Raw genomic sequence first — 26997 nt, forward strand, 5'->3', positions numbered from 1 at the left:
ATTGCTCTTAATGATTAGGGTGTAAGATGTCCGATCGTCGAATGAAAGATATCATCTGGGTCATATCTCCGCTTGAGGTCGAGCAAGCGCTCATAGTTCGACCCGAAAGCGAACGGAACACGTTCCTGCTCTTCCCGATCCAGGAGATTGATATATCCCCCTTTGAAGGCATAGGGTGCAAGGGAGCGTGAGATGTGCTGTGCCCATTGGAGATGCCGTTGCTCTTCGTCGGGAGACTGGGTTTCCCAGGCGGCGATTATCTCAATCATGAGGTGATCCTGACGCAGCGCAAAAGCAGTTTCGGATACACCCACACGACTCGCGACTCCATGAAAGTGATGAATGTTGATTGTCGAAAACGGGGAAGGAAGGGGCAGTCCTTGTTCGATCAGCACATCGATCGTCTCAGTCTGCAAACCAGCTAGCGATCGAGTTTGAAGGTAGTAGTGGCGACCTGCTGGGGTAAACACATCCAACTGATGAATCAGGTCATTATATGTAACGGGTTGTATCTGCTCGACCAGCAGACTACCAAAGGTACGCAGGGGTGCAACGATCTGCTCACCTGCTGCGATCGCACCACAATAGGTGGGTGAGAGAAACAGAGCCGTTGCGCCATCGGGTGTTTGAAGAAATCCAGACCGGATGGTTAATTCATCGGGTGCAGTGGTGATAAACTCGTTAAACTTGCGGAGCACGGTTCTAGCTTGCTCTAGCGGATAGAGCAGCATCCCCGATAGTACTGTCGTAAGTGAATGCAGACGATACTCCAGGGAAACCACAACGCCAAAGTTACCACCCCCACCCCGCAGTCCCCAAAGCAAGTCTGAATGCTCTTCGGCACTTGCGGTGATAAGTTGCCCGTCGGCGGTTACGACCTGTGCGGATAGTAGGTTATCGGCAGCTAGTCCGTAAGCCCCGAGCAGCGAGCCATAGCCTCCTCCTAAAGTCAGTCCTGTCATACCAACGCTAGAGACGGTTCCTGTAGTCGTCGCTAATCCGTATTTTTCTGCTGCTCCGATCAGTTCACCAGCCGTTACTCCACTTTGAACTTGGGCTGTGCGTGCAACTGGATCGACGGTAATAGTTTTCATCTGAGATAGATCGATTACTATGCCATTCTCACGCAGCGATCGCCCAAAAATTTCGTGTCCTGCTCCTCGAACCGAAAGTGGTAATCCATGTTCTCGCGTCCAGCGAACCGTATGAATAACATCTTCTACAGTTAAACAACGAGCGATCGCAGCGGGTCGGGTCTTCACCCTGCCATTCCAGAGTTGGCGCACCGATTCATAGGCCGCGTCATCCGGCAAAATAAGTTGTCCTGTGAGCAGTGCTGCGAGATCGTCGAACAATGTTTTATTCTGACTAGGCGTAATTGTCATCGTTTCTTTTCTCCATGTTGTAAGTTGAGTCACTCAACGATGTTCTAGTTATTTTTCTTATTTCTCAAAGGGTTGATGGCTCCAGAACACAGGCTTCGATATGTTGCTTCTTGGTATCCCCAACTTTGACCGCCTGAGAATACCCGTACTCTTGCTCCCAGGGCATACTGAGGCTTTTTGTTTCCTTGGCGATCGCTCATAAATACCTCCTTTGAAGTTAATCGTTAAACTGCTCAAGATCTCGCTCAACTCACTGTGAATCCGCCATCGATAACCAACGGTTGTCCAGTGATGTAGCTGGCAGCATCAGAGCAGAGAAAAACAACTGTTTGAGCAACTTCTTCTGCCTGTCCTATGCGTCCCATTGGCACCATAGATGCGAAATCATCCGCTGTGATGCCCACCCGGTCAATGCTACGAGCAAACAACTCAGTCGCAATAGCGCCAGGGTTAACCGCATTAATCCGAATGCCCTGCTTGGCATAGTCGAGTGCTGCCGCTCGCGTTAGCCCCACGACGGCATGTTTACTCGCGACATACGGAGATATTCCTGGAAACGCAATCAACCCTGCGATCGCGGAGGTATTGACGATCGCCCCAGCTCCTTGAGTCAGCATTTGCTGAATTTCATATTTCATGCACAAGAACAGTCCCCGTGTGTTAATCGCCATCAGTTTGTCAAAGTCTTCGAGCGATTGCTCGTGCAGGGGTTTTGGAAGTGCCTCTATACTCGCGTTATTGAAGGCACAGTCGAGTTTCCCAAACTTCTCGACTGTGGTTTGCACAAGTGCTTTTATCTCGGCTTCGTTTGAGACATCCGATTGCACAAATAAACAATCAATGCCAGCATCTCGTAGCTGAGCTTCCGTTGCTTTACCTTCTGGTTCGCGTCGTCCTGAGAAAACCACTTTAGCTCCTGCAACACTGAATGCTTTAGCGGTTGCCTTTCCAATTCCTGAAGTTGCTCCCGTAATCAAAGCCACTTTATTTTCAAGTTTCATCGTTTTCTCCTTTTGTAGTTGAAAAATTCTGGAGAGAGTGCTACTCATTTGCTCCGAAGCGCCAGGTTTTACTGTTCAGTCACAGTTGTGGTGGGAAAATTGCTCTAATGGGGGTTGTGTTGCAATTTTTTGTGCTTACCAGTTATAGCGGGATACATCGAAAACTTCGGTTTAGAGCTACTGCCTGTAGCGTACTTATATTGTTTGCAACACAACCTTTAAGGTGACTTTTGATTGCTTGAGTACTTGCAAGTGTAGATTTCGACGAAATACTCCAGTGGTTGTAGTAGTTTGTCAATCGTTGGATCGTCAGATTTAAGGATGCCGCGATCGCTGCTCCAGCAATGCCTCCACCATTCAGGATTGCGATCGCAAAGTGCTTGCAGTAAATGCGAATAGGAATCGTCAAATACCTCCTTTAGGCTAGGCTCGCCTGCTAATCTCGGCTTCTGGCGCAGCTTGCGAATGGCGAGGCAACAGAGTCGCAGGTAGGATGTCATTTTTAGCTGTCGTGGCATCTCGGTCAGTAGCTTAGTTCTTGCATAATTGAGCAAATGAACAACTTCTTTGTCAAGGTCTGTAGAGCAAAATTCAATGGTTTGGGTTGCGGGTAACATAGTTCAAAACTCGAGTTGCACCTAAGTTATCTAAAAGCGAGCGCAAAATTGACGGGTGTGTAGCACTGCTTCACCATGATCGGGAATCCATGCTACCCACCGCTCCTCTGATACCTGACAAAGTAGCAGTGCTTCGTCAAAACTAAAGGTACTGGGAAGTCCCAAAAGGTGTACCCAAGTATCAGCCTGGAACTCCTGCTGCGATGATTTGAGGTGAGATTGGTTTGACCACTCCAGATTCTGCTTTTGAGGTCGAAAACCAAAATCTTGTATGTAGGAATTGAGTTTCATCGATTTGTTTTCCTTCCTAGTAGACAATACACAATTAAGGCTGGCTCATCTCTAGCAACTAGCCTTATTCAAATCTCTAATACGGCTATAGATAGGAAGAAATCTTTCCTGTCTGCAATCCCTTTCTTGGTTAATGACTCCGGCTTCGCGGTACCGCGAAGCCGGGGTACTGAGGCAACAGTTTCGCCGTTTCTTCCGGCGACAGGAAACGAATACCGTTGGCAGCACCCAAGCGGATGGCATGGCTAGGATCGTCCGTCATATAGGTGACCGCCTCAGTGGGAAGGCTCATGCTTGTTGCAGGTTCAGCCATTTCGATGAAGTAGCGATCCAGCCCAACCGCGTGCTCACCTACCGCTTGAACCAGGATCAATGTTCGGAGGTGCGGGGAGCGGATATAAAAAGCGTGCGGCTTGCCTTGAGGTAAGAAGATTGTTTCCCCTGCATGTGCCACTAAAACCTTGTCTTCGCAGTAGAACTCCATCTCGCCCTCAAGCACGTAATACAACTCATGCTCCCAGTCATGAACATGAGGAGGCGGTTCATTACCAGGTTTCGCCTGGTACTCCATCAGGGCAAAGCGCCCCCCAGTGTCCTCGCCTTCGGCAAGGAAGGACATAAGACTTCCCATGTAAAACATGGACGAGTCGAGCGCAGAGGTGCGCTTGTATGCTTTTGGTGATGCCGATTGAACTTGTTCCATCATTCTCCTTAATGATTAATTCTGTTGCAAAAACTTCTGCCGATTTATGCAGCTATGACACGCGCTTGATTTTAAAGTGTCTGACTGCCTTAAGAAAAACTTGTCACTGGGTTGTGGACAGCAATGTCTGAATTGAACATTGCTCTATATTCAGTGATGATATGCAGCACAAAAGCCCAGTTCTCGTACCGATCTAGCTTACAAAACTACCCGCTTCCGGGTAGTGAACCGCTCGAGCTTATAGAGCTATAGATAGGAAGAAATCTTTCCTATCTGCGATCCCTTTCTTGGTTAATGACTCCGGCTCTTTCGTGGTACCCCGAAGCCGGGGTAGTGGGGCAACAGTTCCGCCGTTTCTTCCGGGGTCAGCATCTTGACTCCGTACTTGGCAGCCAGCGCGATGGCGGGGGCTGGATCGGAGAGCGCATATGTGATCGCGCTCTCCGGTAGTTCCATGCTGGTGGACGGACTCGACATCGCTTCAAAATACCCGTCCAGACCGTACCCGTCTGGACCGCCTGGTTGCAACAGGGCGAGGAACCGGAGGGTGGGCGACAAGTAGTAGAACGCGTGCGCCTGGTTCCGAGGAAGGAAGATCGTTTCGCCTGCCCGCACCGTCCGGACTTCGCCCATGCAGTACACCTCCAGTTCGCCTTCTAGAATGTAATACACCTCATCCTGGTCATAGTGGAGATGGGGCGGCGGCTCATTTCCCGGTCTCATCCGAAGCTCCAGAAGAAAGAAGCGGTTTTCGGTCTCTGCGGATGTCACCAGAAAAGACATGAGACTGCCCATGTAGGACCGGGTGGTCTCCGTGACCGCGTTACGAACGAAGAAATCTGCTGACTGTTTCATGATTTGATTCCTGATATTAATGCAACTGTCGTGTTCACAATTGGTTTTGTGGTGATTTAAGTCTTGCAACTCAGTCGTTGCATTGTTTGCCTGAATTCAATAGATGCATAAGAACATTCAACGACTGCATTTCCAGCACATAGGTTCACCCAAGGCATGAATATTCTTTCCGATCTGTGCTAAATGAGTGGCAAAAGTCTGTCTTTTACAGTTGTGTGTTGCTCTAGATGCGGAGAAGTTTGTATGGGATTCTCTTGATTCTTTGTACCTAAAGTGTACTAAGTTCTAATGCTCAACGTCTTTCAGATTCTTACCACGCTTTATCAGATTCTTATGGTGAAGGGCGAACTTGCTTAGGTGTTAGTCCGGTGACTCGCTTAAACTGTTGCGTCAAATGACTTTGACTGGAAAAGCCTACTTGTAAGGCAATCTCTGCGATCGCCAAATCCGTTTTCAACAGCATCAACTTTGCCCGTTCCACACGTTGTTGAATCACATACTGATGCGGCGAAATTCCCATCGCCTGTTTGAATAAACTCGCGAAGTAAGTTGGGCTGATACAGATAACGCTTGCCAGTTCAGCCAAGGATAAATCTCGATTCAGGTGAGTTTGAATATAGTCGATCGCTTGTTGCAGTTGAGTATGAGTTAAGTTTCTGTTCTGTGATGTAATGGTCGGCGCGAAAATGGAATAGTGGCGCAGCAAATGAATTACTAATACTTGGGTCAATGATTCAACTTCTATTTTCAGCATTTGACTTACCTACTTTGAAAGATAAAAGTTCCAATTTTGTTTAGCGATTTCAGGTTCGGCTGCAACGTGTTCGGCACAGTTGAGACGAAGATGACGATCGCCAAAGGGTGCATTCACCAGCGCACAATGATGGGGACGATCTGACCCTGGATACCGATTGGGCTGAAAGAATTGACAGGTAACACACATTCTTGCCACTGAAATCTGTCCCTGTTGTTGAAGCTTGCGAATCATTTTGATCAGCCCCCGCAGAAAGATGACTTGTTCCTCCTCGGATAGCTCATTCACGGTGTTGAGCAGAAAATCAGACCAGGACGCTGTTTGTGTTGCGGTCTGCTGTCCTTGAGTGGTTAACGTGATGGCGATCGCTCGTCTATCTTGAGGCGATCGCGTTTTTTGCACTAACCCTTTCTCAACCAGTGACGTAACCGCATCGCTGGCAGTAGCAGCCGTAACCGCAAGATGTTTTGCCACCTCTGACAACCGCATTCCAGCATCGCCTTGATCAATCAGAAGCGCTAGGATTTGTCCTTGAGTCGGTGTTAAACCTTGTTGTCCAGCATCCTGCCAGAATTGACTTTTCAGCGCTAGCCCAATTTTTTCTAGCCCAATCAAGATGTGCTGTTCGATCGCGCTTGAGGCATCGAAGGGATTTTCGCTGACACCAATATTCGGGTTTTCAGCGGGAAGGGTTAATTCTGTGTCGCGATCGGGTTGAGTTCTGTCCATGAATACTGACCGTATAAGGCATCAGGTAAGTGAATAGCCCCATTAACCAGCGTTCACGGGTCATTTCCCCGCGCAACACAGCACCGCCATGATTAATCGCGAAGAGTAACGATCCTACAACGAGAGCCACTTTTAAGGCATCGGGTCGCAGGGCTGAATCAGTCCAGATAGTATAGCAAAACTTTAACGTTTTCAGCATGGCACCATCCTCGTTTAAGCGATTGCTTGCAGCGCTTCAATTGCAGCCTGATAATTCGGTTCATTCAACACATGACTTGCATAGTTTCTGGGGCACTCCTTTAACGGTACGGAGGTGTGTTTCGATGCGCTCAACCACTACTGCTTCAGGCGTATGCCCAAACCATCCATCTAGTAATTGCAGGTTTTGGTCAACCAGAAGAAAGGTTGGTGTCCCTAGTAAATGATTCAGCGTAAAGGTTGCTGATGTTTTGGCGTGCCACTGCAAGTAAGCGTTCACCTTTTGGCGCAGTGCTGCTTGCTCTGATTTGGGCAGGCGATCGAAATCAGGAATGGGTTCAGTTAAAGCCTCAATGTTTTCAGGTGTTGCGAGTGCTGCACCTGTGGTAAGTCGATCGACTGCAACGGGAAAGTCGATCGTTTGAGAGTAAAATTCTCCTAACGCTTGCCGAGTTGCTCCAACCAGTTTCATCTCCGTCAGAAGCAATTCTGTATTGGTAGCAGTGTTGTACTGAAAATCCTCAAAAGCCGTTGAGAGTCCTAAGATATTCAAGCCCAACTGACGATACTTCCAATACAACTTGTTGACGAGGGGAAAACCGTAGATGAAGCAACCAGGACAGTTGACTTGAAATACAAACAGAAGATTCAACGCTTTGAGATCAAATGAACCTTGCAAGACGCGATAGAGCTTGAGTTGGATTGCCATGATGCTACTCCTAAGCACATCGAGTGGGGTTACCATTAACCGAGATCAGGCGATCGAGCCGAATCTCAGTTCCGTCTTTGAGCTTCAAAAAATCGGCTCGGTTCGCAGCATACACATCCACAATCCGATCCTGAACTTCAACGATTTCTCCAGTTACAGTGCGGTAGGAGATCTGACAAATTTGCCGCAGCGTTGCCAAAGCTTCTAGCCGATCGTGAAAGCCACAGTCCACTAAACAATAGTCATCCATTGCCCACCTCACTTTTTCCAATAGTTGTTAGCAGCCGCGATCGTGGCAAACTCAGTAGCAACCGTTTGTCCTATGGCAATCAACATCATGGCATCGTTACCATAGACCTCTCGTAGCTGTTTGCGCTTCTCTTCATCGGGTTGAGTCAGTTTAATAATCAGTCGCGCCAGTGTCACGGCTAATTGCCGTCCTTCCTCAGGTGTTTCGACGATCAACGAGTTGTTAGGAACCAGTGCAATCGTATCCATTGTTTGTTCTCCTGTTAGTTGTAAGAACGATCGCCTGAAGGCAGTAATCTTGATTATCTACTGGGTTTACTGCTCTGCTATTTCACGATCAACATCAGACGCTCTGGTGAGTAGTCTGCACCTTCCAGCATTAATTGAGCCACAACTTCATACGCCTCTATCCATGCTTGCTGCACGTCAGGAGTCCAGGCTGAACCCAGACTTAGCTCAAAAGCTTTAAGCAAGCTGCTGCCCACCATTGGATAGTGTTGCGGCAATACACCGTACTGGATGTGTCGAGTGCCCAAGCCTCTCAATGCACCGCTTAAGACATCTGGTTTGTGCAGGTTATTGACGGTAAAGACGAGAGATTGAAACAGTTGTTTGCGCTGCTTCTCCATGTTAGTATTGGCGAACAAAGGCTGGACTTCTGGATAGTTTGTAAACAGCACTGTGTAAAACTGTTTAGTCACCTCCGAACTGTTTGCTTTAATCTGAGCGAAGCTGCTCTCTAGCAATTCAACACTGAGAGCCATTCAATTTTCTCCGTCTTAAAAAATAATGGAAGGTAGAAACGCCCCTTGTGGTTGGTTGTAAAGACCCAGACTCATCAACGTCAGCGGTTGAACCACACGCAATCCATGCTGCAAACACCAGCGGAATAACTCACCATTGCGCGTGGGAAGCAGAAAGCCAGCTCCTTCAAAGGTTCTTGCAGCACCAATCAAAGCTTTGAGATCCGCATTGCTTTCACCCACTGCATGACCAAAGAATCCAATCAGCGTGGCATAGCCCGTAATGCGATCGCCATTCTCAACCACTGTGGCAGTTCCCTGTTGAATCGCGTGTTGCAGTTCATGACTCCGATCAAAGCCATGCACTCGCTGGCAAAGGCGATTGCAAGCCGCTAAATCCGCTGCGGTGGCAGGACGAACCGTATGACCCAGAATGGCGATCGCTAAGGGCGAACCTTGCAGATTGGCTAACGGTTCCTGCACATCAAACTCCAGCTTGGTATAGAGCGACAGAGCACGGTTATGAAATGCTGCCTGGACTAAGCGCACGCCTGCACACCCTTTTTGTTGAGCACGCTCCAGTACAGCTTCCATCAGGCGTTTCCCAACGTTAGCGTTTTGAATGTGAGGCTTAACGGTGATAGGTCCGACTCCAGCAATTACAGACTCTTCCCACAGAAAGTTACTGCCCACAATTTGTCCTTCGGATTCCGCCACGACGGAGTAAACGCCTGGGTGGGAAAACAACATCGCCATCATGCGTTGGGTCGTTTCAGGCAACGGAAAATCAGATGGAAAGCCATGCTGCTGAGAAATCTGTTGGAAGGCTTCGTAGCAGATCTCGCCGCAAGCTTGAGCATCCGTGGAACTGCCTGCGCGTAGGGTTAAGAAAGCTTTAGTTCTCGTGATAGTCATAAACGCAACTTCTCCAAGGGTCTGAATGATGCAAAATCTGTCTACCTCTGAATTTTTTGTTGATGCATTTGAGTGTTCGGTTCACTGGATCTTGCATCGTTAGAACCGGATTTCTAATCCGGGGTGAGGTAGCGCAAGCAACAATCAACTGAAAATTTAGAGGTGGAAAGTTTTTGTTTGTAGCATTCACCCTTTATCGAAAGTAGGCGCGATGCCAAGACCAACAAAGCTGTAAGAAAAATAATCCCATCGCCAGCACAACAGCACTGAATACTGACAATGAGAAAACTAGGAAAACACCAACGAATTCCATGAGTTCCTCCAGATTAGAAATATGCATCTTTGGCATAGGGAGCACACCAAAGCGTCACTTGTAGAGTGATGGATTTGAACCAGGCTTGATACATATTTTCAACGTCTTCCGCGCTGTGTCCCTTGTTTGACAGAAATGGCTTGACGGTGGCTGCGATCGGGTAGATAAAGGCAATCATGTACCGCATCCCAATATGAGGAGCGGCTTCAACCCGATCGGTCTGGTTTTTCTTGGCGTAAGTGTGCCGCAAACCGATTTCCTGCTGATAGTTCAACCAATCTCGATCGTAAGGTCGATTACAGGTGTCTAGAATCCATTGAGCAAAGCGTTGGCGAACAGCACTCAAGTAGTCAGAGTTTAGCTGCCCTGCATTGCTGAAGTAATACGCAAGATGCGAGTTAGCAGCAACAAAGCCGTACCAAACATCTAATACTGCATCAATTTGGTCTTCTAACACTTCTCCTGCCAACCGTAGATATCTCTCATCTTTGTCCGTAAACAAAACAGTCTGTTTGAGCAGTTCCAAGTCGTTGAGTGTCAACGGTGAATGGGCAACTTGTTCAGTTCCAAAGGTGTAACCAGCGAGCGCGTTCATAGATGAATCTCCTTACAATTGGCGAGTAGTGGATGCATAATTACGTCAGACAGAATGCTTTAAGAATTAGCCGAGCGCGGCATCCGAGAGAAAAGCACGATCGCAATTTATTTAGGACTCCTAAATAATTACATTTCTATCAGCGGTTTGTCAAGGGGGTTGTGAGAGAATCTTTGCCTAGATGCTTATCCCTCTTTTATCCAGAAACAAAAGCTGAAAGCCCTGCTATTGTTGCGTTTTGCTTTTTGTCATTAGAAAGTAAAAAGAGCCGCTGCAAACCAAGCGCGAATATTCCTAAACTCCTCACAATCTTCATTGCTTTCACGATCGTTGTTGCTAGTTCTCGCCCCAAAGTCGAGGGGTGGAATCAGGATTGATATTTTTAGCGGCACGATTTAGCAAAGTGCGTTGCCAATTCGATGCTAGCAAGGGACAACTTGCCAGTTCAGCCGCTGCTTCTCGGTTGTTCAAATCGTAATGCATAATTTGGTTTGCCCGTGCGATCGTCCACTGTGGAAAGGGGCGATCGCGCAATACAAGTTCCATCCCTGCTTCAACCGCGCCTTCTTTCAGCACGCGGAAATACCAACCTGTCTGTCCAGTGCACTGAACTTGTAATGCTAAATCCCGGATTCGCCAGCGACGCGACAATTTCCAGCACGGCTGGCGAGGTTGAGATACCTGAACTTGAGCTTCGCCAATGTCATAGATATCTCCAATGCACACAGATGCTTCAGTTTGATCGGTAACTGTAAAATTTTCCCCAAAGGCTCCGTAGAAGAGATTGGGCAGATTTAAACGCGATCGCCAGAAAGGATAGTGTTTAGCTGCATACACCAGTACCGCTTTTTCAACACCGCCATGACGTTTGAGATCGGCTTGACCATCTCCAGCTAAGTTGGTGCTTCCAAGCCAGATTTTCCCCTGAATTGGTTCTTTGAAGAATCCAGTAGACCAGGGACGATCCATTGGATCTAGTGCATTTGCAATCCCAAGCAATTTGGGTAGTCCAACCTGAATCGAAAGAATCTGGGCGACCATTTATCCCTCCTTTGTAAAACACAAAGGTAGTCCTACACAAGTAAGGATAAGTTGTAGTGATGGACGAAATACCAAATAGCTCCAATGTGGTTATCTAATTTTTTTGAGAAGGACAAGGTATCTCTAACTAAACGTGAAACTCTTTGACGTAGAGTGCAGTTGAACCGTTCAATTAAATTGGTTCTACCACTTTCTTTACCAACAGCTTGATGCCTAAACTCAGGAATTACCTGCTCATATGCTGACCAAAAATCTGTGTAACATATAGCGCACTGTCGATATACCCCAGGTAGTGACTGCCATAATCCATCTGCACCCGAACGTGAGCGAGCACCTACAAAGACTCCAACGATTTCTCGCGTCTTTACATCTAGAGCTAACCAAATCCATTGTTTGTTACCTTTGTTGCCCACAAACGACCACATTTCATCGCATTGGATAGTTAAACGCCTTTTTTTTTAGGCCAAACATCTACTTGTTTGGGAATCGCATCGTATTTAGCATTGACATATGTTTGTAACCAAGTTTCAGATACCCCAGTCACCCTGACAATTCCTGCCAACGGTAATTTTTCTAACAACAACTTGTCAATCAATTCCCTCGTATCCTGCCCAATCACTTTTTTAGTTGGATTCAAAACAAATTGTCTGCTACAGGCTTTGCATTTAAAGTTCTGCCGACCGTTATGGATTCTGCCATTTTTCACAACTTGAGTTGATTGACATCGCGGACAAGTTAAAGCAGGTGCTGACATGGCTGTGAGTAAGAAGACCTCTCTTCTATACTGACATCCTTACTTGTGTAGGACTACCAACACAAATAAGGTACAACCTATTTTCGACTGAGGAATGTGAGATGAGCCAATCGGATTATGAATAAATGTTCCTGCTAGATAGTCCCTCGTCCCATCACTGAAAACATCAGAGCGTACAAAAATTTCTTCAGACCCCAGTTCATGAATATCGATGCTCTCCCGTTTTATCCCTGGCGTTAGCATCTAAATAGTTAGGATACCTAAACCATACAAATAACTTGCCTGACTGTCAAGTTATTTTTTTGATTAAAATTAGTCTTCAGCTTCGAATTTCAGCTAGTTAGCGCGATTAAAGTGAAGAAGCACAGACAAATAGAGTTTTTGGACAATGGCAAACGATTGCTGTAGGGGTTCCTAAAAGATTGCTGACTTGTCTAATAGGCAATATAATGAACTAAGTTGCTTAAAAGATAAACTCATGGAAAGTTCGATCGAAACCCTTCTCAAGTCTGAATTAACCAAACTAGGACAACAGTTACGGACTTTAAGAACTGAACGGGGTTGGACTTTAAGCGAACTGAGCGAGCAAGCAGATGTGTCTGAGGCATACTTGTCACGCTTAGAAGGTGGCGAACGACAGCCCTCACTAGCAGTCCTGTTTAACTTGGCACGGGTATATAATGTTTCACTGCCCGACCTGTTTGGCTCAATTTCAGAAAACTCAAAGCCAGTGGCTTCAGAACGAAAAGCTTCTGCGGGCGTTGTAATTCGCGCAGGCGATCGTCTGCTTCAAGAAGGCAATGGGCTGCGCTACACTTCCCTAGCTGGCGGGAACCATCTCGCCGATCTGCATCCACTCCGAGTCATCGTGCCTGTCGATCGACAAGGAGACCAGCACTATCAGCATAGCGGTGAAGAGTGGCTCTATGTTCTCTCCGGTCAGTTAATCCTGACGCTAGTAGACGAGAAGTTTTTACTCAATCCGGGCGACGCGGCTCATTTTGATGCGTTTCTCCCACACGATATCTCTGCGACCGGAGAGCAAGACGCTGAGATTCTTCTGGTTGCCTGTACGCCCACACGCTCTTTATTGAAAAGTTACCTCTGCGAGAAACAATAATGAGAATTCACTATTTACAGCATGTTCCCTTTGAGAGATTGGGCAGCATTTCGACTTGGATAACCGATCGAAACTATTCGTTATCCTCTACCAGACTTTATGCCGACGATCCCTTACCTACCGTGAATGATTTTGATTGGTTGATTGTCCTGGGCGGACCCATGAATATCTACGAGGAGGATCGATATCCCTGGCTAATTGCAGAAAAACAATTGATTAAGCAGGCGATCGAGAAAGATAAAATAGTGCTTGGTATTTGTCTAGGAGCACAACTGATTGCGGATGCTCTAGGTGCAAGAGTGTATTCGGGTCAACATAAAGAAATTGGATGGTTTCCGATCGAAACAACAGAAGCAGTTCAGCAATCCAAAGTTCTTGAATTCTTACCCTCAGAACTGACCGTTTTTCATTGGCATGGGGATACGTTTGAGTTGCCAAAGAAAGCTATCCGTCTTGCCTACAGTGAGGGCTGTGCCAATCAAGCATTCCTTTACGGCGACAAGGTACTTGGCTTGCAATTTCACTTGGAAGTCGATCGGCATGGTGTACGGCAGATGATTGAGAATGGTGGATCTGAATTAGTTGCAGGAAAGTATATTCAGAGTTCAGAGGAGATACTTTCCGCGAATAGAAATTTTGCAATAATGCATAAAGTTATGTGCCGCTTCCTTGAAATACTCTCATGCCACGATCGCAAACCTGTCCAGAATAGTTAGGTTACTGAAATGTGACTTAGACTTGATTGGAAACTGAATATCCTCAAAGCTACCGCACAGCCCAAGTTGAAAAAGCTGAGATTCATTAGGGCGACGAAATGAGAGTCCGCTCTGACTATCAAGCCGGACGTTCTACGTCAAGCGATCTTAGTCTGACATTATCGCCAAACCCAAATCTGCTCGGTTTGATAAAATTCCCCGCGTTGTTCGAGCACGAATCCATTGTGCAGTAACGCTAGCCAGACCTGTACCAGTGGCATTCTTAAAGATTGTACAAGCTTTGGCAATGGCACTGCCCGATCGTGCTGATTCAACCACGCCGCAATCGCTGCTCCCCACTGGGAAACATCCTCTTCGTGCGAGACGGAGATCGCTTGTCGATACGCCACTTCTGGGTCAATCAGTTCTGTCTTTGCCAGCGCATCGATTAAGGCGTGTCGATCGACTGGAGCAACAATTGATTGTATACCGTCAACGTTACTCAATTGCGGTGTTTTACGTGGTAAATTAATTAATGGCTCGATGTACTGCTCGAAGTCAATTTGCATTGAGGAGCGCACGTAGCGATCGAAGGCATCTGATGGCATGACTGGTCCATCATGACTCGTCGTCGCTTGGATCTCCTCGAATGCCTGGAGCGATCGCGCTTCAAACACATCAGTAATCTGTACAATTGCCTCGCCTGCCACCTGCAATTGGCTAGAGCAATCGAGATCGACGATCGCTGCTTCCACTTCTTGCCACAGCGAACCTAAATCCGCGTCTTCAGGCTCAGTCATCGCTGCTTGGAGCGTATCCCAAAGCGGGAGGTCCAGCCATTCAACCTGCTGCATAAATCGCATCCTGATGGTGAATGCAAGGACGAATCGGACACAGTTGCGGGTTCAGCCGCTCTTGAGCTGCAAACTTGCGAATGCCGTATTTGTTTTCTAATAGTTCCAGCAGCTTCTTCACGTATCGATGGATTTGACTCGGCACCATCCCAACGCAGTGAATCGGCGGCACGAGAGCAACCATTATCTGCCCCTGCCACACCTGCGCGGAAATGGCATGAACGACCGATTCCGCCGCCGATTCACGATACACAACTAACACCGCGTAGTACAACTCCTGGAAAGTCTCAATCTCAGGAGGTAGCAGTTCGATGACAACCTCCTGGCGCTGGCGGTTACGTTGTTGGTTTTTTCGATCCCGATGTCGGGCATACGATCGACGGCTGTAGCATACCTTAGGATTCCAGCAACCGTCGCCCTGAGTGCCATGCAATACTTGCGCTTGCGCTGCATCGAGCATGGCGCATTTTTGGCATTTGAGGGGAACCGACCGAGCGCGGGTCGATTTGGAGGAGGCATCCGATTGAGTTTTTTGAGATTTTGCCATGCGAACGAGCTTCAAGATCTGTGAAAGTCAGGCTATATCAGGCATTTATATTTTTTCTGCTTTTATTTTACTGCTAATGTCCACTTTGTCTGAGATGAGTCTGATTTCAGATAAGGGCAATTATCCGGAATTTAGAATTTTGGGTAAAATGGGAATCGAGATGCAGTCTGCCCCTTGAAACCACCCCTGGCTCAATTCGTCGGCAGTCTCCACCGTAGGATGTAATACAATAGCCGTGTGAAAAATCAGCCAGCCTTTTTTATCCTCTCGATGAGTTATAGGGGCTTTACGCTTAGTCCTGAAGGCTGGCTGATTTTCAAGCCTTTCCTCGTAAAGTTTGTTTCTCTGGTATCCCCCATGCCTTCAAAATCTGTACCCGAGCCGATTTTGATCCCGATCGAGCGGGTAACTGCACCCGTTTCGATTTCGCCAACGGATTTGCGCCAAACCCGGATTGACGAGTTTTTGCAGGCGCGATCGCTCTCTCCCAATAGCCAAAAAGCCTATCGACAGGATCTAAACCATTTCTTGCGCTGGACCCAGACAAGTTGGGCAGCCGTCACCGCGAGGCAAGTCGCTCAGTTCAAAGGGTATCTCCTGCGAAAAGACCCCCAGACCGGAAAACGGGTGTTGGCAGATAGCTCAGTGTGCCGCATTTTGGGAACGCTCAAGAATTTTTACGGCTGGCTACTGAAGACGCGGTATGTGACGGAAGATCCAACCGTCAGTGTCGAGCTACCAAAGCTGAGCGAGCCAGATGCCCAGAATTTACCGAGCGAGCAAGTAGAGCAAATTTTGACGGCGGCGAGCGCCACTTCACTCCCCGAACGCAATCTCGCGCTCGTCTCAGTCTTGCTGCATGGATTACGGGCATCGGAAGCCGTCAACCTAAATCTTGAGGATTATGACGGGCAAAGGTTGTTCATTCGCCAAGCTAAGGCAGATAGCAAAGGAATTGTGCCGCTCGCACCCCAAACGCGCTCCCGACTGAATGCTTATTTGACATGGCGGCAACAGCAGGGACACGCGATCGAGCCGACGAGTCCCTTATTTGTGTCCGAGTCTCGCCGGAATTGGGGCAAGCGCTTGAGCTATGACGGCATTCGGAAGGTGGTGGAAACGATCGAGCAACAGACCGGATTATCAATTCACGCCCACCAGTTTCGGCATACGTTTGCCACAAACCTGGTGTTGCAGGGAATGAATCCGTATCATGTGATGACTTTGACCCGCCATCGCTCCACCGCAAGTTTTCGGCGTTACACAAAAGCTGCCGACCAAGCGGCAGCAGAAACTGCATTTTATGAGACAGTTGAGCCGAACAACTCAATGTCCATCTAGCTGAATCGATCCGCATGGGGAGCAATTTTAGGAATGGGGGCGATCGCCAGCGGAGCTTCAAGGATGACCCTTGGCAAGATAGGGATAGAGTTTGATCGATATAGATCTGGATCTCAATTGATTTCGATCTCATCTTGCAAAACGATTGCCACATTTAGGGGTTAGGCATTATACTATCACGCTCGCGCTCGGTTCAGTTTTTTAGAACCCTTACAGGATAGGCATTTCAGAAATTGAGGCTCGATATAGATTCGGATCTCAATTTAAATCGATCTCTACAAAGTGCCTAAAAACTGGACGAATTCCAGTTGCTCCCTCACGGCATTGTACAACCGCAAGTCGGCAATGACGAGCTTGGCTGGCATGAAAGCTGCAAGTGCTAAATAAAGCGCGTTGTATTCAAACTACATCTCAATTGCTAGCGAGCGAAGATGTATATAGGGTAACAGTTTCAGGTATTGACTAACTTGCAATTTTTGATAGCTCGTTGCCGCTCGCATCAAACTATTCCTGAACTGTCAGGCAGCAACATCAGGCAAAGAAACCCAAACTCCAGATTGACTGTAAAAATCTTCCCGTTGTTCCAACTCAAAATCTCCCGACAGAACAGCTAGCCAAGTTTTGACCAATGGCATTTCCTGCTCTGGCTCTAATGTAGCTGGAGATTGGATTTGCCGTACGAGTTCGACCAAGGGTAAAGATTTGACAGGGGTGTGGGAAAAATGATGAGCGATCGCGCCTACCCAGATGGAAACATCTTCGTCATGGGCAACTGCAAGCGCTTTTTGTTTCTCTTCTTCCTCCGAGTGCGGTGAGGAGGCAGTAATTTCGCAGTTGCGTTCCAACTGTTTGACCATTTCCAGCACGGCAGATTTATCGACTGGAGCTACGATAGAAGACTCCATCTGAAAGTTGGGTACGATGCGACGTTTGCGCTTTGGAGCGGGTTCGATCAAATCGCTCAAATCTACTGCCATTGACTGCCGCACTACATCTGAAAAAAAACCATGAGAGACAACTGGGTCGCGGTAGAAATACTCCCAGTTTTCAATCGATACTTCAGCCCGTAATGCAAGTAGTTGTGCTACTTGAAGCATCGCCGCTCCAGCGACTTGCAATTTTATTGACTCTGGCAGTTGGGCGACGCATGTATCAACCCGATCCAACAATGCTCTTAAATCGAGAGTTTCAGGGGTGAGCCTGGCAGCTTGTAGTTGACACATAAGAAGATTCAGTTGCTCGATTGCCATCATCTGCTGGGGGAGAATTGGTAAGGGTTAAGGTGAGCGGCATGGTAGGAGCAGGGACGCACGGGGCATTGAGCAATTGAGTGCTGCTGCTCACGGGCAAAGCGTTCAAATCCCGTTCGCCTCCCACGACCGTATTTCACGTAAAGCGCCTCCAGCAACTGAAGAGCATACTCTTTGACTAAACGAGGCGGATATCCAAAAGTATGTTCCGGTCGAGTCATTGCTTTGGGAGCATTCCCCAACCAAAGTTCGGCACAAATAGCATGAATGACGACTGCATCATTCGGCTGACGGGGTTTGTCCAAGTAGATATGCAGCACCACGTAGGGAATTTCTGGAACGGATACTACCACTTCGTCAATTGCCGCTCGGCGCCCAGCTACTCGCTGCCTGCCCTTACGGTAATACGAGCGCTTACTATGGCAAGAATCTCCAACCCAACAACCATCGCCACCACAAGCAGCATCGTGGAGTTTTCGAGCTTCTGTTGGTGTGAGGAGGCTACACGCCCAGCACTTCAAGTTCGTATTTCTTCCCATAAAATTAATTTCTGGCTTGGGTAGTCCGCTCGTCCCGAATCAATGCTGCTAAAAGAATTCGCACTACAGCCTCTATATCCTCAGTCACGCGATATAAATTTAGCACCTGCTCGATCTGTTTGGAACTACGGTGCAACACTCCAAACTGCCAAATGTTGCCTGTAGTAATCGCGCCTAATAAATTTGGCTGATTCAAGTCAGTCCACTGGTCTAGAGCAATCATCTCCATTGCCAGTTGAGTAAACCCACGAGTCAAATCCGCTTGTTTAGCTTCAATCACTAACAAATGCGTCTGCGTTCTCAGGTAATAGTCCAAAGTCCCTTGTAGTTGAGAGGTGACCTGAAGCGAATACTCAATACTGAGTCGAGCGTGAGTAATTTGCACTAGTTCTGAAACAATTGGCGCGATCAAAATTTCCCTTCTTGCCGTTTCATTCGTTAAATCTACATAAGGAAGAATATTGTCAATGCGCTGTTTGAGAAAGTTTAATTGCTGCAAGTCACCGGAAAATTGCGGTAGTTGCAGTTGAGTCCGAATCAGCGAGTAACCGAATTCTCCCACCAAGTCGAACGGATCGGCATTTAAGTCGAAATAGTTGCTGAAGGTGTAGGAGCGATTGGGATCGAGTAGCGGTTTACGACTCATGGGCGATTCGCGAGCGCCAAAGCAGCAGCTCAAAATTGCTTGTGTCACTACTTATTATCTACCAAGTCGGAGCAGGAGTGAGATAATATTCTGAGAATAATGAAAGAAAGATAAGTGAAGTTATCTTTACCTACTATGAGCCAGCTTTCCTCTGACGACTCGATTCTGCCCATCGTTATCCTTCCCCTTGACGGCGGACGACAGCAGGAGCAACTGAGATCGGAGCAGAAAGACACTCTGGCGGACTTGCGCCATTGGCAAATTGAAGAGTTTTTGCGGCAGACGGGGAAGGCACAGAATACGCAGCGCTCTTATCGACAGCAACTGAAAAAATTTGCCCGCTGGTGCAACAAGTCTTGGCTGGATGTAACCGCTAGCGATCTTGGTAAGTATCGCATCCAACTGAAGCAACAGGGGCTAAAGCCTACCTCGATCAACCACGCGCTCGACACTTTGCGCTCGTTTTACCAATGGCTGCGGCGCAGTAACGGTTTCCCAGTCAACCAACCTCTCCCGACTGATGCGATTGGCAAAGAACGGGTTGAAGAGCCACAAGCCCTGGACGTTGACAAGGATGACATGGCTGAGATTTGGCACTTCCTAGAGGGCGAGCGACCGACCTGCATTCGCGATCGGGCGAGGAAGCGTAAATATTTAATATGAAAAGAGGTGATTGTTAAGCTGCTTTTTCCTTCTGGGGCAACACAAACTCTAGCCATTTTTCTGACCACTCTTGACTCACCATGCTGGCTCGAATTTGCAAAACATTGTGTGCTCCTTCTCGAGTCCATTGCATTTTCTGTTTCCGCTTGTGTCTGGCATTGATGATGGAATCGATATGGGATTCTGCCACTTGACTGGTGAATACTAGATTGGCTTTCTGCCGCTGGTCATAATTTACCAGATAATCCAAATTGTTTTCCAGATAATCATGCAATCCCTGAAGCTTAGACCGTTTGTTTTCATCAGTGATGTGGTCGCGGATTAAGGCGATTTTTCGCAGAGTCTCTTCTGCTTCTCCATGCCAGAGAGTCCACTTCGCATTTTCAATGGATTCGCTGCAGGCTTCACCTAAAGCATTTTTGAGATTTTGGAATTTTTTGGCAATGTGAAACCAGTCCAAAATCGGTTCTATGGTTTGGCAATCAGGTTCTAGGACAGAAATGACAGACCAGCAGTTATGCGCACCATCGGCTATTGCAGTCACACGCGTTTGCTGACTTAGCCCCTGTTTCAGTGCTGCATGGTACAGGTACGTCTTGATGGTTTTCAGGTCGTCATCAAGGGCAGAAACCACACAACTTTTATCAGTAATTTGCTGATGGTGTTGATCGACATACTCCAGACTGCTCGGTCGATAGATGACAGCAGACAGAGCTTCAAAGCTCCGTTTGCCTTTGTCTTTGGTAGGAATATGACCACCATCAACTTGCACAATCAACTTCTCAGCAGGGACAGAAATCTCCTCTCTTGTCGGAGGTTTCTGATTCTTATGAGATAGCCGCTCTCCCACAGAGTTGGAGATGTGTTGAATCTGGACGTGGTTATTGACACTGCGACGTTGATAGTTGAGTTTCCCGAGGTTGTCCTCTGCCTGGCGGTAACTATGCAATGCCCCTTGCTCACATTGCAATTTCACTAACTCAGGATGGGTATCGCTGCCAAACACCGTGCTCGTGGTCGGTGTACTCTGCCAATTACAATTGGAGTTTTTGCAGCAATGCTTTTGAATGCGCAACTTGTGGTCGCTGAAAACAGCATGAAAGTTGGACGACATAAATCCGTTTTTGGAGAGTTTTGCTCCACACTGGGGGCAGGCATCGAATCCTGAATCGATTAAGGGAGATTGCTCAGCTAAGAACGCGTTTTGCACTTTAGTCAGCAGAGAAATCTGCTCTTGATGTCGCAGGCCTAAGTCTAGGATTGATTTCGGCTTTTTAATGTCGTAGATTTTGATGGTGTCTCGCTTGATAACTTTTTGGTTGGAGACAGCAACTTTTTCGACAACCACCCGGAATTCGTAATCCATTACCAAAACTTCCCACTTGTATCCTGTGAGAATAAGATACTATGAAAACCCAAATTTCACAATAAATATTTACGCTTCCTTCAGATGCTCCTCTCGTGTCATCATGCCCAGTCTCGCCTAGATAACCCTTTGGAATCCAAATTAGAGCTGGCCGATGGAGCCATTACGTTAGGAGAATTACTCTCTCCCGCCTGGCGGCTGCCGCAATTAGCTGATGTATTTCTCTCGTGCTGTGAGACAGGATTGGGTAGATCGCTCGATCATACTGATGACGTGCTCACGCTGGCAACGGGCTTCCTCTGTGCTGGGGCAAGAAGCGTCATCAGCACCTTGTGGTCGGTTGATGACCTGGCCACAGCAATTTTCTCTATTCTCTATCACCAAAATCGCCATCAGAGGCATGGAAACATGAATCGCCCTCAAGCACTGCAACAAGCACAACAAACACTACGAGTAATGACAGGCAGTATTTTAGACCAAACCTATCGACCTAAACTCGAGGCAATGCTAAATCTGAACTACGATGAAGCAGAAAACAAGTGCAGACAGGCGACAACAAAGCAGGAACGCAAGTATTGGGCAGGGGTCACTATTCGCATTGGAGACACGCTTGACATGATTGAGTACTTATGTGCTCAACCTTATCCTTTTGAGCACCCAATTTACTGGGCAGGATTTGTTTGTCATGGGCTACGGTAGAAAGATACAGCATTAGCGAAATACAAGCCCTAAAACATTCCAGTTGAGAACTCAATCGCAACACAAACAAAAGTAGTCATTAGAATTTCTGGTGTGCTAATTTTAAACCTCTCTTTAGTCAATGAATTTATATGAAACCGGGATTTTTCAGCTTTCCGATGTAGCATCCTCTGAAATTTCTTCTTCGGCGGATGATGACTTTCTTGCCTGACGCTCAAGGAGTCTCAGGATGTCCTCTTCAACCGGCGTGAGAGATGGGGCCTTTAGAGTGCCAAAATGTCGGACAAGAAGCTTTACCGCCCGATCGTCATCCCCTAAGCCCTCATCAATCGTATGGAGGCGGTCGAGAAGCTTTTTCCGAGCGCGTTTTTCCTTCGCTTTGAATGGAAGAGGCACGAGTTCGGAAGGCGCTACAGGAGCGATTCGAGCGCGATCGTAAAGGGAGATGGTGACAGAGCCGTCATTCGTCATCTCATCGACAATGGTCCAGTAGCCCCAGCGCTCGGTAAGAAGCTCGTTTGTAGTTCCCTGAATAACACAAACGTCTCCCACTTCAATTGTCGGGGGAGAAGCTTTTCCGTCACTTTCCGGTGGAAAGAGTTCCTCTTTCGTTTGCTGCACAAGAGCGCCGCTTGGGGCTTTTCCGTTCGCCTTCTCGACGGACTTCTCCCACACGACTCTTTGCTGTTCGGGGGGGAGGCTTTTCAAGGGACGTAGCTGTGTTTCGCTTGTCGGCATGATGTGAACTTTTAGTTCACTTTGGAAAAGATTGTCTGCGACTTTTGCCGCATCGATATAGTAGTAGGCAAGGCGCTTTGTAAAGTCGAACCTGTCCCTTACGTAGTCCTCGAATGTCGGGTATGATTCTCGATAAAGCCTTCTCTCGCTTATCTCTTGTAACGCTCTTGCGGCAGTAAGAAACGAATCTTCCACCTGCCGCTCGAGGGTAACAAAGCGCTCCCTTTCTTCTGCTGTCAGGGGCGGCGTCTTTTCCTCCCCACCTTCGCTGGTAATGATTTCCGCATCTGCCACCGCTACGACAAGCGCGCTTTCTTCGACCTCATCCCCTTCACTGCCGTCACTCTCAGGACTCACCACGGGTTCGTCCGCTATTTCCTCAAGCGCCCGTACTTGTCCCTCATCCTGTAGCATATCGATGTCATCTCCCCCATGATTCGCCTCGAAAGGCGAATCATCAGGAAGGTCAGCTACTATCGCCTCGCCGTCGGCGACAGGTACTCTTTCTTCCTCCTCGGCCGGGATTTCCCGCTCTGAAGCAGCTTCAGCATTGATTGCGTCGGACTTTCTTGAAGCAGGAATAGTTGCATTCTTCTTCGTGCGGGGCATCACCGTAAACGCCCGTATGAGGCGTCGAACATCGTCCCTTCATTCTACCAGGAGAAAACGTGAATTTTCGGAGCGCGATGGGTGAAAACCGCATCGGGAGAAAACCGGTGCTCGGAGCGTGGAGTGCCCGCTCCGTCACCTTCTAGAAGCTACCTTCGTTCCTTAGCTCTTCTAGGAAGCGCCGATTCTTAAGCGTTCATGACTCCTCTGAAAGCGGTTCTTCGAGCCAGCGAATCAGCGCCGTTCGAATCGTAATAGACTCGCAAATGAATTCTTATTCACTCGGCATCCAATCGTGTTTTTCATGGGACTTATCACAGGTAGTGAATCCAAGCTCTTCCCGCTCCTCTTCCGGAAGCGGGTCGAATGTCTCTTCAAGCATACCCTTCTACTCCAAATGCGAGCTTCACTTGGAGTTATGCGGGTTTCTACATCTCAAGCTGGTTTCAGGCGAAGCCGATGACAGTAGGAAGCGGAAGAGATTATTATGCTATAATTAGCTTCACGCTGCACCAATTAGAGCTTCCAGGACGGCGTCTTGCCATTGTCTATTCCATTCGTGACTCTCCATCTTGGCTCTAATTTGCAAGACATTATGCGCTCCTTCTCTGGTCCATTGCATTTTTTGTTTCCGCTTATGTCGTGCATTAATCAGTAAGTCAATCTGCGATTCTACAGTTTGGCTAGTATAGACTTTCCCTGAATTTTTCCGCTGCTCATAATTGATGAGATAATTAAGATTGTTCTTCAAATAACCAAGCAATCCCTGAATCTTGGATTGCTTGGCATTATCAGTAATGTTGTCTTGGAGCAATTTCAACTTTGTAAGAGCTGCTTGGACTTCACCATGCCAGACAGCCCATTTCACGCTATCCAGGGATTCCTCAAAAGATTCACCAAGTGCGTTTTTAACATTCTGAAACTTTTGTCCAATGTGGAACCAGTCCAGAATACACTCTAAATCTAAACAATGAGATTTCAGGGACAGTACCACAGACCAGCAATTATTGGCACCATCTGCTAGACCTGTTACCCTTGTCTGTTCTGTCATTCCTTGCTTGTGGGCAGCATTTAGCACGAAACTTTTGATGGTATCCAACTCGTCATTGAGGGTTGAAACGACACAGGTCTTATTGGTAATCTGTCGATGGTTTTGATCCACCTGTTTAATATTGTCAGGTTGATACGCAATGGCAGACAAAGCTTCAAAACTGCGTTTCCCTTTCTGTTTAACCGGAATGTGTCCACCATCGACTTGGACAATCAAATCCGTCGTAGGGGCGGCACATTCTTGAGCAGAAGGCTCTCTCAGAGTTGCTTGAGATAGCGTTGCACCGACTTGAGAGGATGTCTGAGAAGTATAAATTCTTACGCTAGTCGTCTGAGCATGATGCGAAGCATAGCAGCATAGATGGATGCCTAAGCCAGGGAGTCGCCCCCCTGACTCGGCTACAAAACCGTGCATGAACTTTTAAATTCACACGGCTCCTCAGTAACTTGGTGCTTGTCAAACACACCTATTAACTCAGAGTTAAAAGGGATTACGGTTGAGATAATCCTCATCTATCTCTTGAACTGTAACAGCAACATTATCTGCTGCCGTTTTCACATCGTGGCAATGTCCATGAAGTAATTGAAGGTTATCATAACTATCCTTGCCGCATGAAAAACGGGGGATTTTATGGTCGATTTCTATCAAATCTCCATCATTGAAAAACAGTCCACAGTGAGTACATTTTCCTTTTTGCATCTTTAGGAGTGTTGCCACCCGTTTTGGCGCTTCAGGATGTTTACCCATTCTAGAACTCCAATAAACCCAATCACCATCAAACGGGCTTCGGCTTCCTTGCACTTGTATGTGTCTCACAATTGGAGTTTCACGGTGCTTTAGTAAACGAATCTTCTGATTGTGGGGTTTGAATACCCAGTTATCCGACCCAACAGATTGCCAATATTTTTGACAACTCCACCAGGAAGATTTATTAGGGTGACGATGTTCTGCCCATGCTTTTAGCTGGCTGAATAAAGTTGTATCAGCCTGGTTAAATATGCGTTTGCTGACGACACCTGAGTAGTAGTTTGTCCATCCACGGATGACGGGATTCAAATGAGCGATTAAATCAGATTGTGGTACTGATTTATGCCCATTAATCAATTTACCTATCTTCTGCGTGTGTGTCTTCAGCTTTGCTTTACTTGGGGTAATCAGAGTTTTGTAACCAAGTAATTTTCCGTTTGAGCTTTTACCACTGTGATATTTTCCAACAGGAAATTGTCGGACAGTGAAACCCAGAAAATCAAGACCAACCCGAGCTTCATACATATTAAGTGTATGGGATATTCGGGTTTTACTTGGTTTCAATTCCAGCCCCAATTCGCTTAACCACTCACTAATAATCTGCTGACATCTTTGGATAACGGCAAGGTCTTTATGCAGAATGACGAAATCATCTGCAAATCGAATTAAGCTTATTGCTGTATAGTTCGTCGCTAGAGAGCCGGGTAGACTTAAAGCAACTTGTTTAATTCTATTTTCCATGCCGTGGAGGGCTATATTCGCTAATAATGGCGAAATCGTACCCCCTTGTGGAACACCCATTGATGTTGTTGTGTTGTCAGATTTCTCCCTCAAAGCATATTCGGAGAAATCAATCACTCCCGCTTTTAACCATGCACGAATTTGTCGGCAGATGGTGGGGAATGTATTTAATTTTGACAGCAGAACATTGTGATTAATTTTGTCAAAACATTTCGCAATATCGGCATCCAACACATATTTAGGTTTGAACTTAATCGTGTTGAATATTGCCTGAATCGCATCATGGGCGCTTCTTCCTGGTCGAAAACCGAACGAGTTTGGCTCAAAACGGGCTTCCCATTCAGGTTCTAAGGCTAATTTTACTAGACCTTGCAAGGCACGGTCAAAAATTGTAGGTATTGATAACGGGCGAAATTCTTCCCGACCACCAGGTTTTGGTATCCACACCCTTCGAGTGGGGGTAGCTTTATTTCCTAGTTTTAAGGAATTTACCAATGTCAGACGTGCTGCTGGGGACAACGATTTTACGCCATCCACTCCTGCGGTTTTTTTTCCTCGGTTATCTTGTGTTATTCTACGCACCGCTAAACACTTAGCTGACCAGGAATGTAACAAAGTTTTCTGGAGTTTTCGGACTGCTTTGACATCACCACGCTGCGAGGCTTTGTAAATGCGCTTTTGCAACTTAAATACCTTCCTCTGGTGCTTTCGCCAGGGGATAGCATTCCATTCCACCGTAGTCTTTACACTCGTTTTAGACGTATACATTGCTACTTGTACCTCTACTATCCAAGTCACCGTGCCTCCGTCTGCATATCCTCCTCATTACAAAGAGGCGTTGGCTTCTGAGGCAATCCTTCCCCCTGAAGGCTTGCGGTTGGCTACCTACTCAGGAAATCGACCATTTTCTGAGAGCGCATTAGGGAGTTACTTCGTTCCCAATTTTTCGTTTGACGCTGGTTTTAGGATTCTCTCTCTTCACCGGGTTTATTGTGAGTGCATATTGGTCTGCCGCTTAATCAGCCAACCACTTATCCTCTCCCTTTTGGGACAAGCCTCACAGCCTTTTGGCTTGTTTTGCATTACGATGATTCAGTCAAGAGATTTGTATTCCTATCCATGACCAGCTATGCTTGGCGGGATTCCGCATTAGGCTAGTAGTTACCGCCATGATTCCCCGCTTTACCCCAACAAGGAACCACCTTGTTGAGATAGGGGACTCGCTGTCACTCCTGCACCTGGAGGGATGGAATTACACCATCACGAAAAACTGAGTTGTCAAGGTTCGGTTGGGAATAATCCCTTCTATTTACCTTGCCTGTCATCCCCGAATATTTCTACTCATTTCGACAGAACGAATCACACTAGCGGCTTGCAAACATAATCATCTTGGCTTGCAAACAAGCTGATTTCTGGCTCAGATTGGGTCTTAAAATAGCGCTGATTGTGGTCCTAATCCTTTAGTATTGTGGGTCGCTACAGCTACTCCTGCCAACCCCGTTAATTTGACAATACCTGGCGGTCGGTGTGCATGGGCGT

General features: G+C 47.2%; 31 protein-coding genes and 1 pseudogene. 5 read left to right on the top strand and 27 right to left on the bottom strand.

Going from position 1 to position 26997, the window contains the following annotated elements; genetic code table 11:
• Positions 1–14 precede the first annotated feature (14 nt).
• The 18 genes from N4J56_RS36205 to N4J56_RS36290 form a co-directional block, all read right to left on the bottom strand.
• On the bottom strand, positions 15–1385 hold the full coding sequence (locus N4J56_RS36205; protein WP_317111647.1) for an FAD-binding oxidoreductase: 1371 nt from the start codon (positions 1383–1385) through the stop codon (positions 15–17).
• A 44-nt stretch (positions 1386–1429) separates the two neighbouring features.
• Positions 1430–1585, bottom strand: coding sequence for a hypothetical protein (locus tag N4J56_RS36210; RefSeq protein ID WP_317111648.1), 156 nt, complete (start codon positions 1583–1585; stop codon positions 1430–1432).
• Positions 1586–1630: 45 nt separating this feature from the next.
• Positions 1631–2386: an SDR family oxidoreductase gene (locus tag N4J56_RS36215; protein WP_039710343.1), complete on the bottom strand. Its 756-nt coding sequence runs from the start codon at positions 2384–2386 to the stop codon at positions 1631–1633.
• A gap of 218 nt (positions 2387–2604) precedes the next feature.
• The gene (locus N4J56_RS36220) at positions 2605–2904 is read right to left on the bottom strand and encodes a hypothetical protein (RefSeq protein ID WP_317111651.1); all 300 of its coding nucleotides are present in this window, start codon (positions 2902–2904) and stop codon (positions 2605–2607) included.
• A 129-nt stretch (positions 2905–3033) separates the two neighbouring features.
• Positions 3034–3294, bottom strand: coding sequence for a hypothetical protein (locus N4J56_RS36225; RefSeq protein ID WP_039710317.1), 261 nt, complete (start codon positions 3292–3294; stop codon positions 3034–3036).
• A gap of 130 nt (positions 3295–3424) precedes the next feature.
• On the bottom strand, positions 3425–4000 hold the full coding sequence (locus tag N4J56_RS36230; protein ID WP_052289144.1) for a cupin domain-containing protein: 576 nt from the start codon (positions 3998–4000) through the stop codon (positions 3425–3427).
• Positions 4001–4288: 288 nt separating this feature from the next.
• Entirely contained in the window at positions 4289–4852 is a 564-nt protein-coding gene (locus tag N4J56_RS36235) for a cupin domain-containing protein (RefSeq protein WP_052289145.1), read from the bottom strand.
• A gap of 331 nt (positions 4853–5183) precedes the next feature.
• Positions 5184–5606, bottom strand: coding sequence for an AraC family transcriptional regulator (locus N4J56_RS36240; protein WP_039710319.1), 423 nt, complete (start codon positions 5604–5606; stop codon positions 5184–5186).
• 9 nt (positions 5607–5615) lie between these two features.
• A complete protein-coding gene (locus tag N4J56_RS36245; protein ID WP_317111655.1) occupies positions 5616–6335 on the bottom strand; it encodes a MarR family transcriptional regulator in 720 nt (239 codons plus the stop codon).
• Positions 6286–6534, bottom strand: a complete 249-nt coding sequence (gene nrtS, locus N4J56_RS36250; protein WP_317111656.1) for a nitrate/nitrite transporter NrtS — start codon at positions 6532–6534, stop codon at positions 6286–6288. The genes N4J56_RS36245 and nrtS overlap by 50 nt, the downstream gene beginning before the upstream one ends.
• A gap of 60 nt (positions 6535–6594) precedes the next feature.
• The gene (locus N4J56_RS36255; protein ID WP_052289146.1) at positions 6595–7242 is read right to left on the bottom strand and encodes a hypothetical protein; all 648 of its coding nucleotides are present in this window, start codon (positions 7240–7242) and stop codon (positions 6595–6597) included.
• A 10-nt stretch (positions 7243–7252) separates the two neighbouring features.
• Positions 7253–7492, bottom strand: coding sequence for a hypothetical protein (locus tag N4J56_RS36260; RefSeq protein WP_039710320.1), 240 nt, complete (start codon positions 7490–7492; stop codon positions 7253–7255).
• An 8-nt stretch (positions 7493–7500) separates the two neighbouring features.
• Complete coding sequence (locus N4J56_RS36265; protein ID WP_039710321.1) at positions 7501–7740, bottom strand: hexameric tyrosine-coordinated heme protein; 240 nt, start codon at positions 7738–7740, stop codon at positions 7501–7503.
• A gap of 77 nt (positions 7741–7817) precedes the next feature.
• On the bottom strand, positions 7818–8255 hold the full coding sequence (locus N4J56_RS36270) for a globin family protein (RefSeq protein ID WP_039710322.1): 438 nt from the start codon (positions 8253–8255) through the stop codon (positions 7818–7820).
• A gap of 15 nt (positions 8256–8270) precedes the next feature.
• Positions 8271–9149: a GNAT family N-acetyltransferase gene (locus N4J56_RS36275; protein ID WP_039710323.1), complete on the bottom strand. Its 879-nt coding sequence runs from the start codon at positions 9147–9149 to the stop codon at positions 8271–8273.
• A gap of 326 nt (positions 9150–9475) precedes the next feature.
• On the bottom strand, positions 9476–10057 hold the full coding sequence (locus N4J56_RS36280; protein WP_039710324.1) for a protoglobin domain-containing protein: 582 nt from the start codon (positions 10055–10057) through the stop codon (positions 9476–9478).
• Positions 10058–10393: 336 nt separating this feature from the next.
• Positions 10394–11098 carry an MOSC domain-containing protein gene (locus tag N4J56_RS36285; RefSeq protein ID WP_039710325.1) on the bottom strand — a complete coding sequence of 235 codons (705 nt, stop codon included), beginning with the start codon at positions 11096–11098 and terminating at the stop codon, positions 10394–10396.
• A 32-nt stretch (positions 11099–11130) separates the two neighbouring features.
• Positions 11131–11852 (bottom strand): IS1 family transposase gene (locus tag N4J56_RS36290; RefSeq protein WP_317111474.1). Its coding sequence is split into 2 segments (ribosomal slippage): positions 11131–11546 and positions 11546–11852, totalling 723 coding nucleotides; the frame shifts between segments, so codons are not numbered across the junction.
• A 478-nt stretch (positions 11853–12330) separates the two neighbouring features.
• Between N4J56_RS36290 and N4J56_RS36295 the strand changes: the two genes are divergently transcribed.
• Together N4J56_RS36295 and N4J56_RS36300 are read left to right on the top strand one after the other, a co-directional pair.
• Positions 12331–12972, top strand: a complete 642-nt coding sequence (locus tag N4J56_RS36295) for a helix-turn-helix domain-containing protein (RefSeq protein ID WP_039710327.1) — start codon at positions 12331–12333, stop codon at positions 12970–12972.
• The gene (locus N4J56_RS36300; protein WP_039710328.1) at positions 12972–13688 is read left to right on the top strand and encodes a type 1 glutamine amidotransferase; all 717 of its coding nucleotides are present in this window, start codon (positions 12972–12974) and stop codon (positions 13686–13688) included. Before N4J56_RS36295 ends, N4J56_RS36300 begins: the two co-directional genes overlap by 1 nt.
• 158 nt (positions 13689–13846) lie before the next feature.
• Here N4J56_RS36300 and N4J56_RS36305 read toward each other — a convergent pair whose 3' ends face one another.
• Positions 13847–14521, bottom strand: coding sequence for a hypothetical protein (locus N4J56_RS36305; protein ID WP_317111664.1), 675 nt, complete (start codon positions 14519–14521; stop codon positions 13847–13849).
• Complete coding sequence (locus N4J56_RS36310; RefSeq protein WP_317111666.1) at positions 14508–15068, bottom strand: hypothetical protein; 561 nt, start codon at positions 15066–15068, stop codon at positions 14508–14510. The genes N4J56_RS36305 and N4J56_RS36310 overlap by 14 nt, the downstream gene beginning before the upstream one ends.
• 237 nt (positions 15069–15305) lie before the next feature.
• Here N4J56_RS36310 and N4J56_RS36315 point away from each other — a divergent pair, with 237 nt between their 5' ends.
• Entirely contained in the window at positions 15306–16409 is a 1104-nt protein-coding gene (locus N4J56_RS36315) for a tyrosine-type recombinase/integrase (RefSeq protein WP_317111668.1), read from the top strand.
• 518 nt (positions 16410–16927) lie between these two features.
• Here the strand turns inward: N4J56_RS36315 and N4J56_RS36320 are convergent.
• From N4J56_RS36320 to N4J56_RS36330, 3 genes are read right to left on the bottom strand one after another with little or no spacing between them, the layout of a single operon-like run.
• The gene (locus N4J56_RS36320) at positions 16928–17662 is read right to left on the bottom strand and encodes a hypothetical protein (protein WP_317111669.1); all 735 of its coding nucleotides are present in this window, start codon (positions 17660–17662) and stop codon (positions 16928–16930) included.
• Positions 17659–18198 carry a hypothetical protein gene (locus tag N4J56_RS36325; RefSeq protein WP_317111670.1) on the bottom strand — a complete coding sequence of 180 codons (540 nt, stop codon included), beginning with the start codon at positions 18196–18198 and terminating at the stop codon, positions 17659–17661. The genes N4J56_RS36320 and N4J56_RS36325 overlap by 4 nt, the downstream gene beginning before the upstream one ends.
• Before the next feature lie 4 nt (positions 18199–18202).
• A complete protein-coding gene (locus N4J56_RS36330) occupies positions 18203–18844 on the bottom strand; it encodes a hypothetical protein (protein ID WP_410500777.1) in 642 nt (213 codons plus the stop codon).
• 114 nt (positions 18845–18958) lie between these two features.
• Between N4J56_RS36330 and N4J56_RS36335 the strand changes: the two genes are divergently transcribed.
• Positions 18959–19507: a tyrosine-type recombinase/integrase gene (locus tag N4J56_RS36335; RefSeq protein WP_317111673.1), complete on the top strand. Its 549-nt coding sequence runs from the start codon at positions 18959–18961 to the stop codon at positions 19505–19507.
• Positions 19508–19520: 13 nt separating this feature from the next.
• Here N4J56_RS36335 and N4J56_RS36340 read toward each other — a convergent pair whose 3' ends face one another.
• On the bottom strand, positions 19521–20873 hold the full coding sequence (locus N4J56_RS36340) for an ISKra4 family transposase (RefSeq protein ID WP_317109896.1): 1353 nt from the start codon (positions 20871–20873) through the stop codon (positions 19521–19523).
• Between the two features lie 84 nt (positions 20874–20957).
• Here N4J56_RS36340 and N4J56_RS36345 point away from each other — a divergent pair, with 84 nt between their 5' ends.
• Positions 20958–21572 (top strand): CHAT domain-containing protein, encoded by a 615-nt coding sequence (locus tag N4J56_RS36345; RefSeq protein ID WP_317111674.1) that lies wholly within the window; start codon positions 20958–20960, stop codon positions 21570–21572.
• Positions 21573–21719: 147 nt separating this feature from the next.
• On the opposite strand, the gene N4J56_RS36350 is transcribed toward N4J56_RS36345, so the two are convergent.
• From N4J56_RS36350 to ltrA, 3 genes and pseudogenes are all read right to left on the bottom strand, one after another.
• Positions 21720–22919 carry a hypothetical protein gene (locus N4J56_RS36350; protein ID WP_317111675.1) on the bottom strand — a complete coding sequence of 400 codons (1200 nt, stop codon included), beginning with the start codon at positions 22917–22919 and terminating at the stop codon, positions 21720–21722.
• Between the two features lie 502 nt (positions 22920–23421).
• Positions 23422–24303, bottom strand: a pseudogene (locus N4J56_RS36355) (ISKra4 family transposase); the annotation flags it as partial.
• 147 nt (positions 24304–24450) lie between these two features.
• On the bottom strand, positions 24451–26226 hold the full coding sequence (gene ltrA, locus N4J56_RS36360) for a group II intron reverse transcriptase/maturase (protein ID WP_317108188.1): 1776 nt from the start codon (positions 26224–26226) through the stop codon (positions 24451–24453).
• Positions 26227–26997 lie beyond the last annotated feature (771 nt).

The organism is Chroococcidiopsis sp. SAG 2025 (assembly GCF_032860985.1).
Lineage (GTDB): Bacteria > Cyanobacteriota > Cyanobacteriia > Cyanobacteriales > Chroococcidiopsidaceae > Chroococcidiopsis.

Bases quoted from the DNA above. Each gene is read 5' to 3' on its own strand.
- N4J56_RS36205 (WP_317111647.1), bottom strand. From the start codon at position 1,385: ATGACAATTACGCCTAGTCAGAATAAAACATTGTTCGACGATCTCGCA.
- N4J56_RS36210 (WP_317111648.1), bottom strand. From the start codon at position 1,585: ATGAGCGATCGCCAAGGAAACAAAAAGCCTCAGTATGCCCTGGGAGCA.
- N4J56_RS36215 (WP_039710343.1), bottom strand. From the start codon at position 2,386: ATGAAACTTGAAAATAAAGTGGCTTTGATTACGGGAGCAACTTCAGGA.
- N4J56_RS36220 (WP_317111651.1), bottom strand. From the start codon at position 2,904: ATGCCACGACAGCTAAAAATGACATCCTACCTGCGACTCTGTTGCCTC.
- N4J56_RS36225 (WP_039710317.1), bottom strand. From the start codon at position 3,294: ATGAAACTCAATTCCTACATACAAGATTTTGGTTTTCGACCTCAAAAG.
- N4J56_RS36230 (WP_052289144.1), bottom strand. From the start codon at position 4,000: ATGATGGAACAAGTTCAATCGGCATCACCAAAAGCATACAAGCGCACC.
- N4J56_RS36235 (WP_052289145.1), bottom strand. From the start codon at position 4,852: ATGAAACAGTCAGCAGATTTCTTCGTTCGTAACGCGGTCACGGAGACC.
- N4J56_RS36240 (WP_039710319.1), bottom strand. From the start codon at position 5,606: ATGCTGAAAATAGAAGTTGAATCATTGACCCAAGTATTAGTAATTCAT.
- N4J56_RS36245 (WP_317111655.1), bottom strand. From the start codon at position 6,335: ATGGACAGAACTCAACCCGATCGCGACACAGAATTAACCCTTCCCGCT.
- nrtS (WP_317111656.1), bottom strand. From the start codon at position 6,534: ATGCTGAAAACGTTAAAGTTTTGCTATACTATCTGGACTGATTCAGCC.
- N4J56_RS36255 (WP_052289146.1), bottom strand. From the start codon at position 7,242: ATGGCAATCCAACTCAAGCTCTATCGCGTCTTGCAAGGTTCATTTGAT.
- N4J56_RS36260 (WP_039710320.1), bottom strand. From the start codon at position 7,492: ATGGATGACTATTGTTTAGTGGACTGTGGCTTTCACGATCGGCTAGAA.
- N4J56_RS36265 (WP_039710321.1), bottom strand. From the start codon at position 7,740: ATGGATACGATTGCACTGGTTCCTAACAACTCGTTGATCGTCGAAACA.
- N4J56_RS36270 (WP_039710322.1), bottom strand. From the start codon at position 8,255: ATGGCTCTCAGTGTTGAATTGCTAGAGAGCAGCTTCGCTCAGATTAAA.
- N4J56_RS36275 (WP_039710323.1), bottom strand. From the start codon at position 9,149: ATGACTATCACGAGAACTAAAGCTTTCTTAACCCTACGCGCAGGCAGT.
- N4J56_RS36280 (WP_039710324.1), bottom strand. From the start codon at position 10,057: ATGAACGCGCTCGCTGGTTACACCTTTGGAACTGAACAAGTTGCCCAT.
- N4J56_RS36285 (WP_039710325.1), bottom strand. From the start codon at position 11,098: ATGGTCGCCCAGATTCTTTCGATTCAGGTTGGACTACCCAAATTGCTT.
- N4J56_RS36295 (WP_039710327.1), top strand. From the start codon at position 12,331: ATGGAAAGTTCGATCGAAACCCTTCTCAAGTCTGAATTAACCAAACTA.
- N4J56_RS36300 (WP_039710328.1), top strand. From the start codon at position 12,972: ATGAGAATTCACTATTTACAGCATGTTCCCTTTGAGAGATTGGGCAGC.
- N4J56_RS36305 (WP_317111664.1), bottom strand. From the start codon at position 14,521: ATGCAGCAGGTTGAATGGCTGGACCTCCCGCTTTGGGATACGCTCCAA.
- N4J56_RS36310 (WP_317111666.1), bottom strand. From the start codon at position 15,068: ATGGCAAAATCTCAAAAAACTCAATCGGATGCCTCCTCCAAATCGACC.
- N4J56_RS36320 (WP_317111669.1), bottom strand. From the start codon at position 17,662: ATGATGGCAATCGAGCAACTGAATCTTCTTATGTGTCAACTACAAGCT.
- N4J56_RS36325 (WP_317111670.1), bottom strand. From the start codon at position 18,198: ATGGGAAGAAATACGAACTTGAAGTGCTGGGCGTGTAGCCTCCTCACA.
- N4J56_RS36330 (WP_410500777.1), bottom strand. From the start codon at position 18,844: ATGAGTCGTAAACCGCTACTCGATCCCAATCGCTCCTACACCTTCAGC.
- N4J56_RS36340 (WP_317109896.1), bottom strand. From the start codon at position 20,873: ATGGATTACGAATTCCGGGTGGTTGTCGAAAAAGTTGCTGTCTCCAAC.
- N4J56_RS36345 (WP_317111674.1), top strand. From the start codon at position 20,958: ATGCTCCTCTCGTGTCATCATGCCCAGTCTCGCCTAGATAACCCTTTG.
- N4J56_RS36350 (WP_317111675.1), bottom strand. From the start codon at position 22,919: ATGCCCCGCACGAAGAAGAATGCAACTATTCCTGCTTCAAGAAAGTCC.
- ltrA (WP_317108188.1), bottom strand. From the start codon at position 26,226: ATGTATACGTCTAAAACGAGTGTAAAGACTACGGTGGAATGGAATGCT.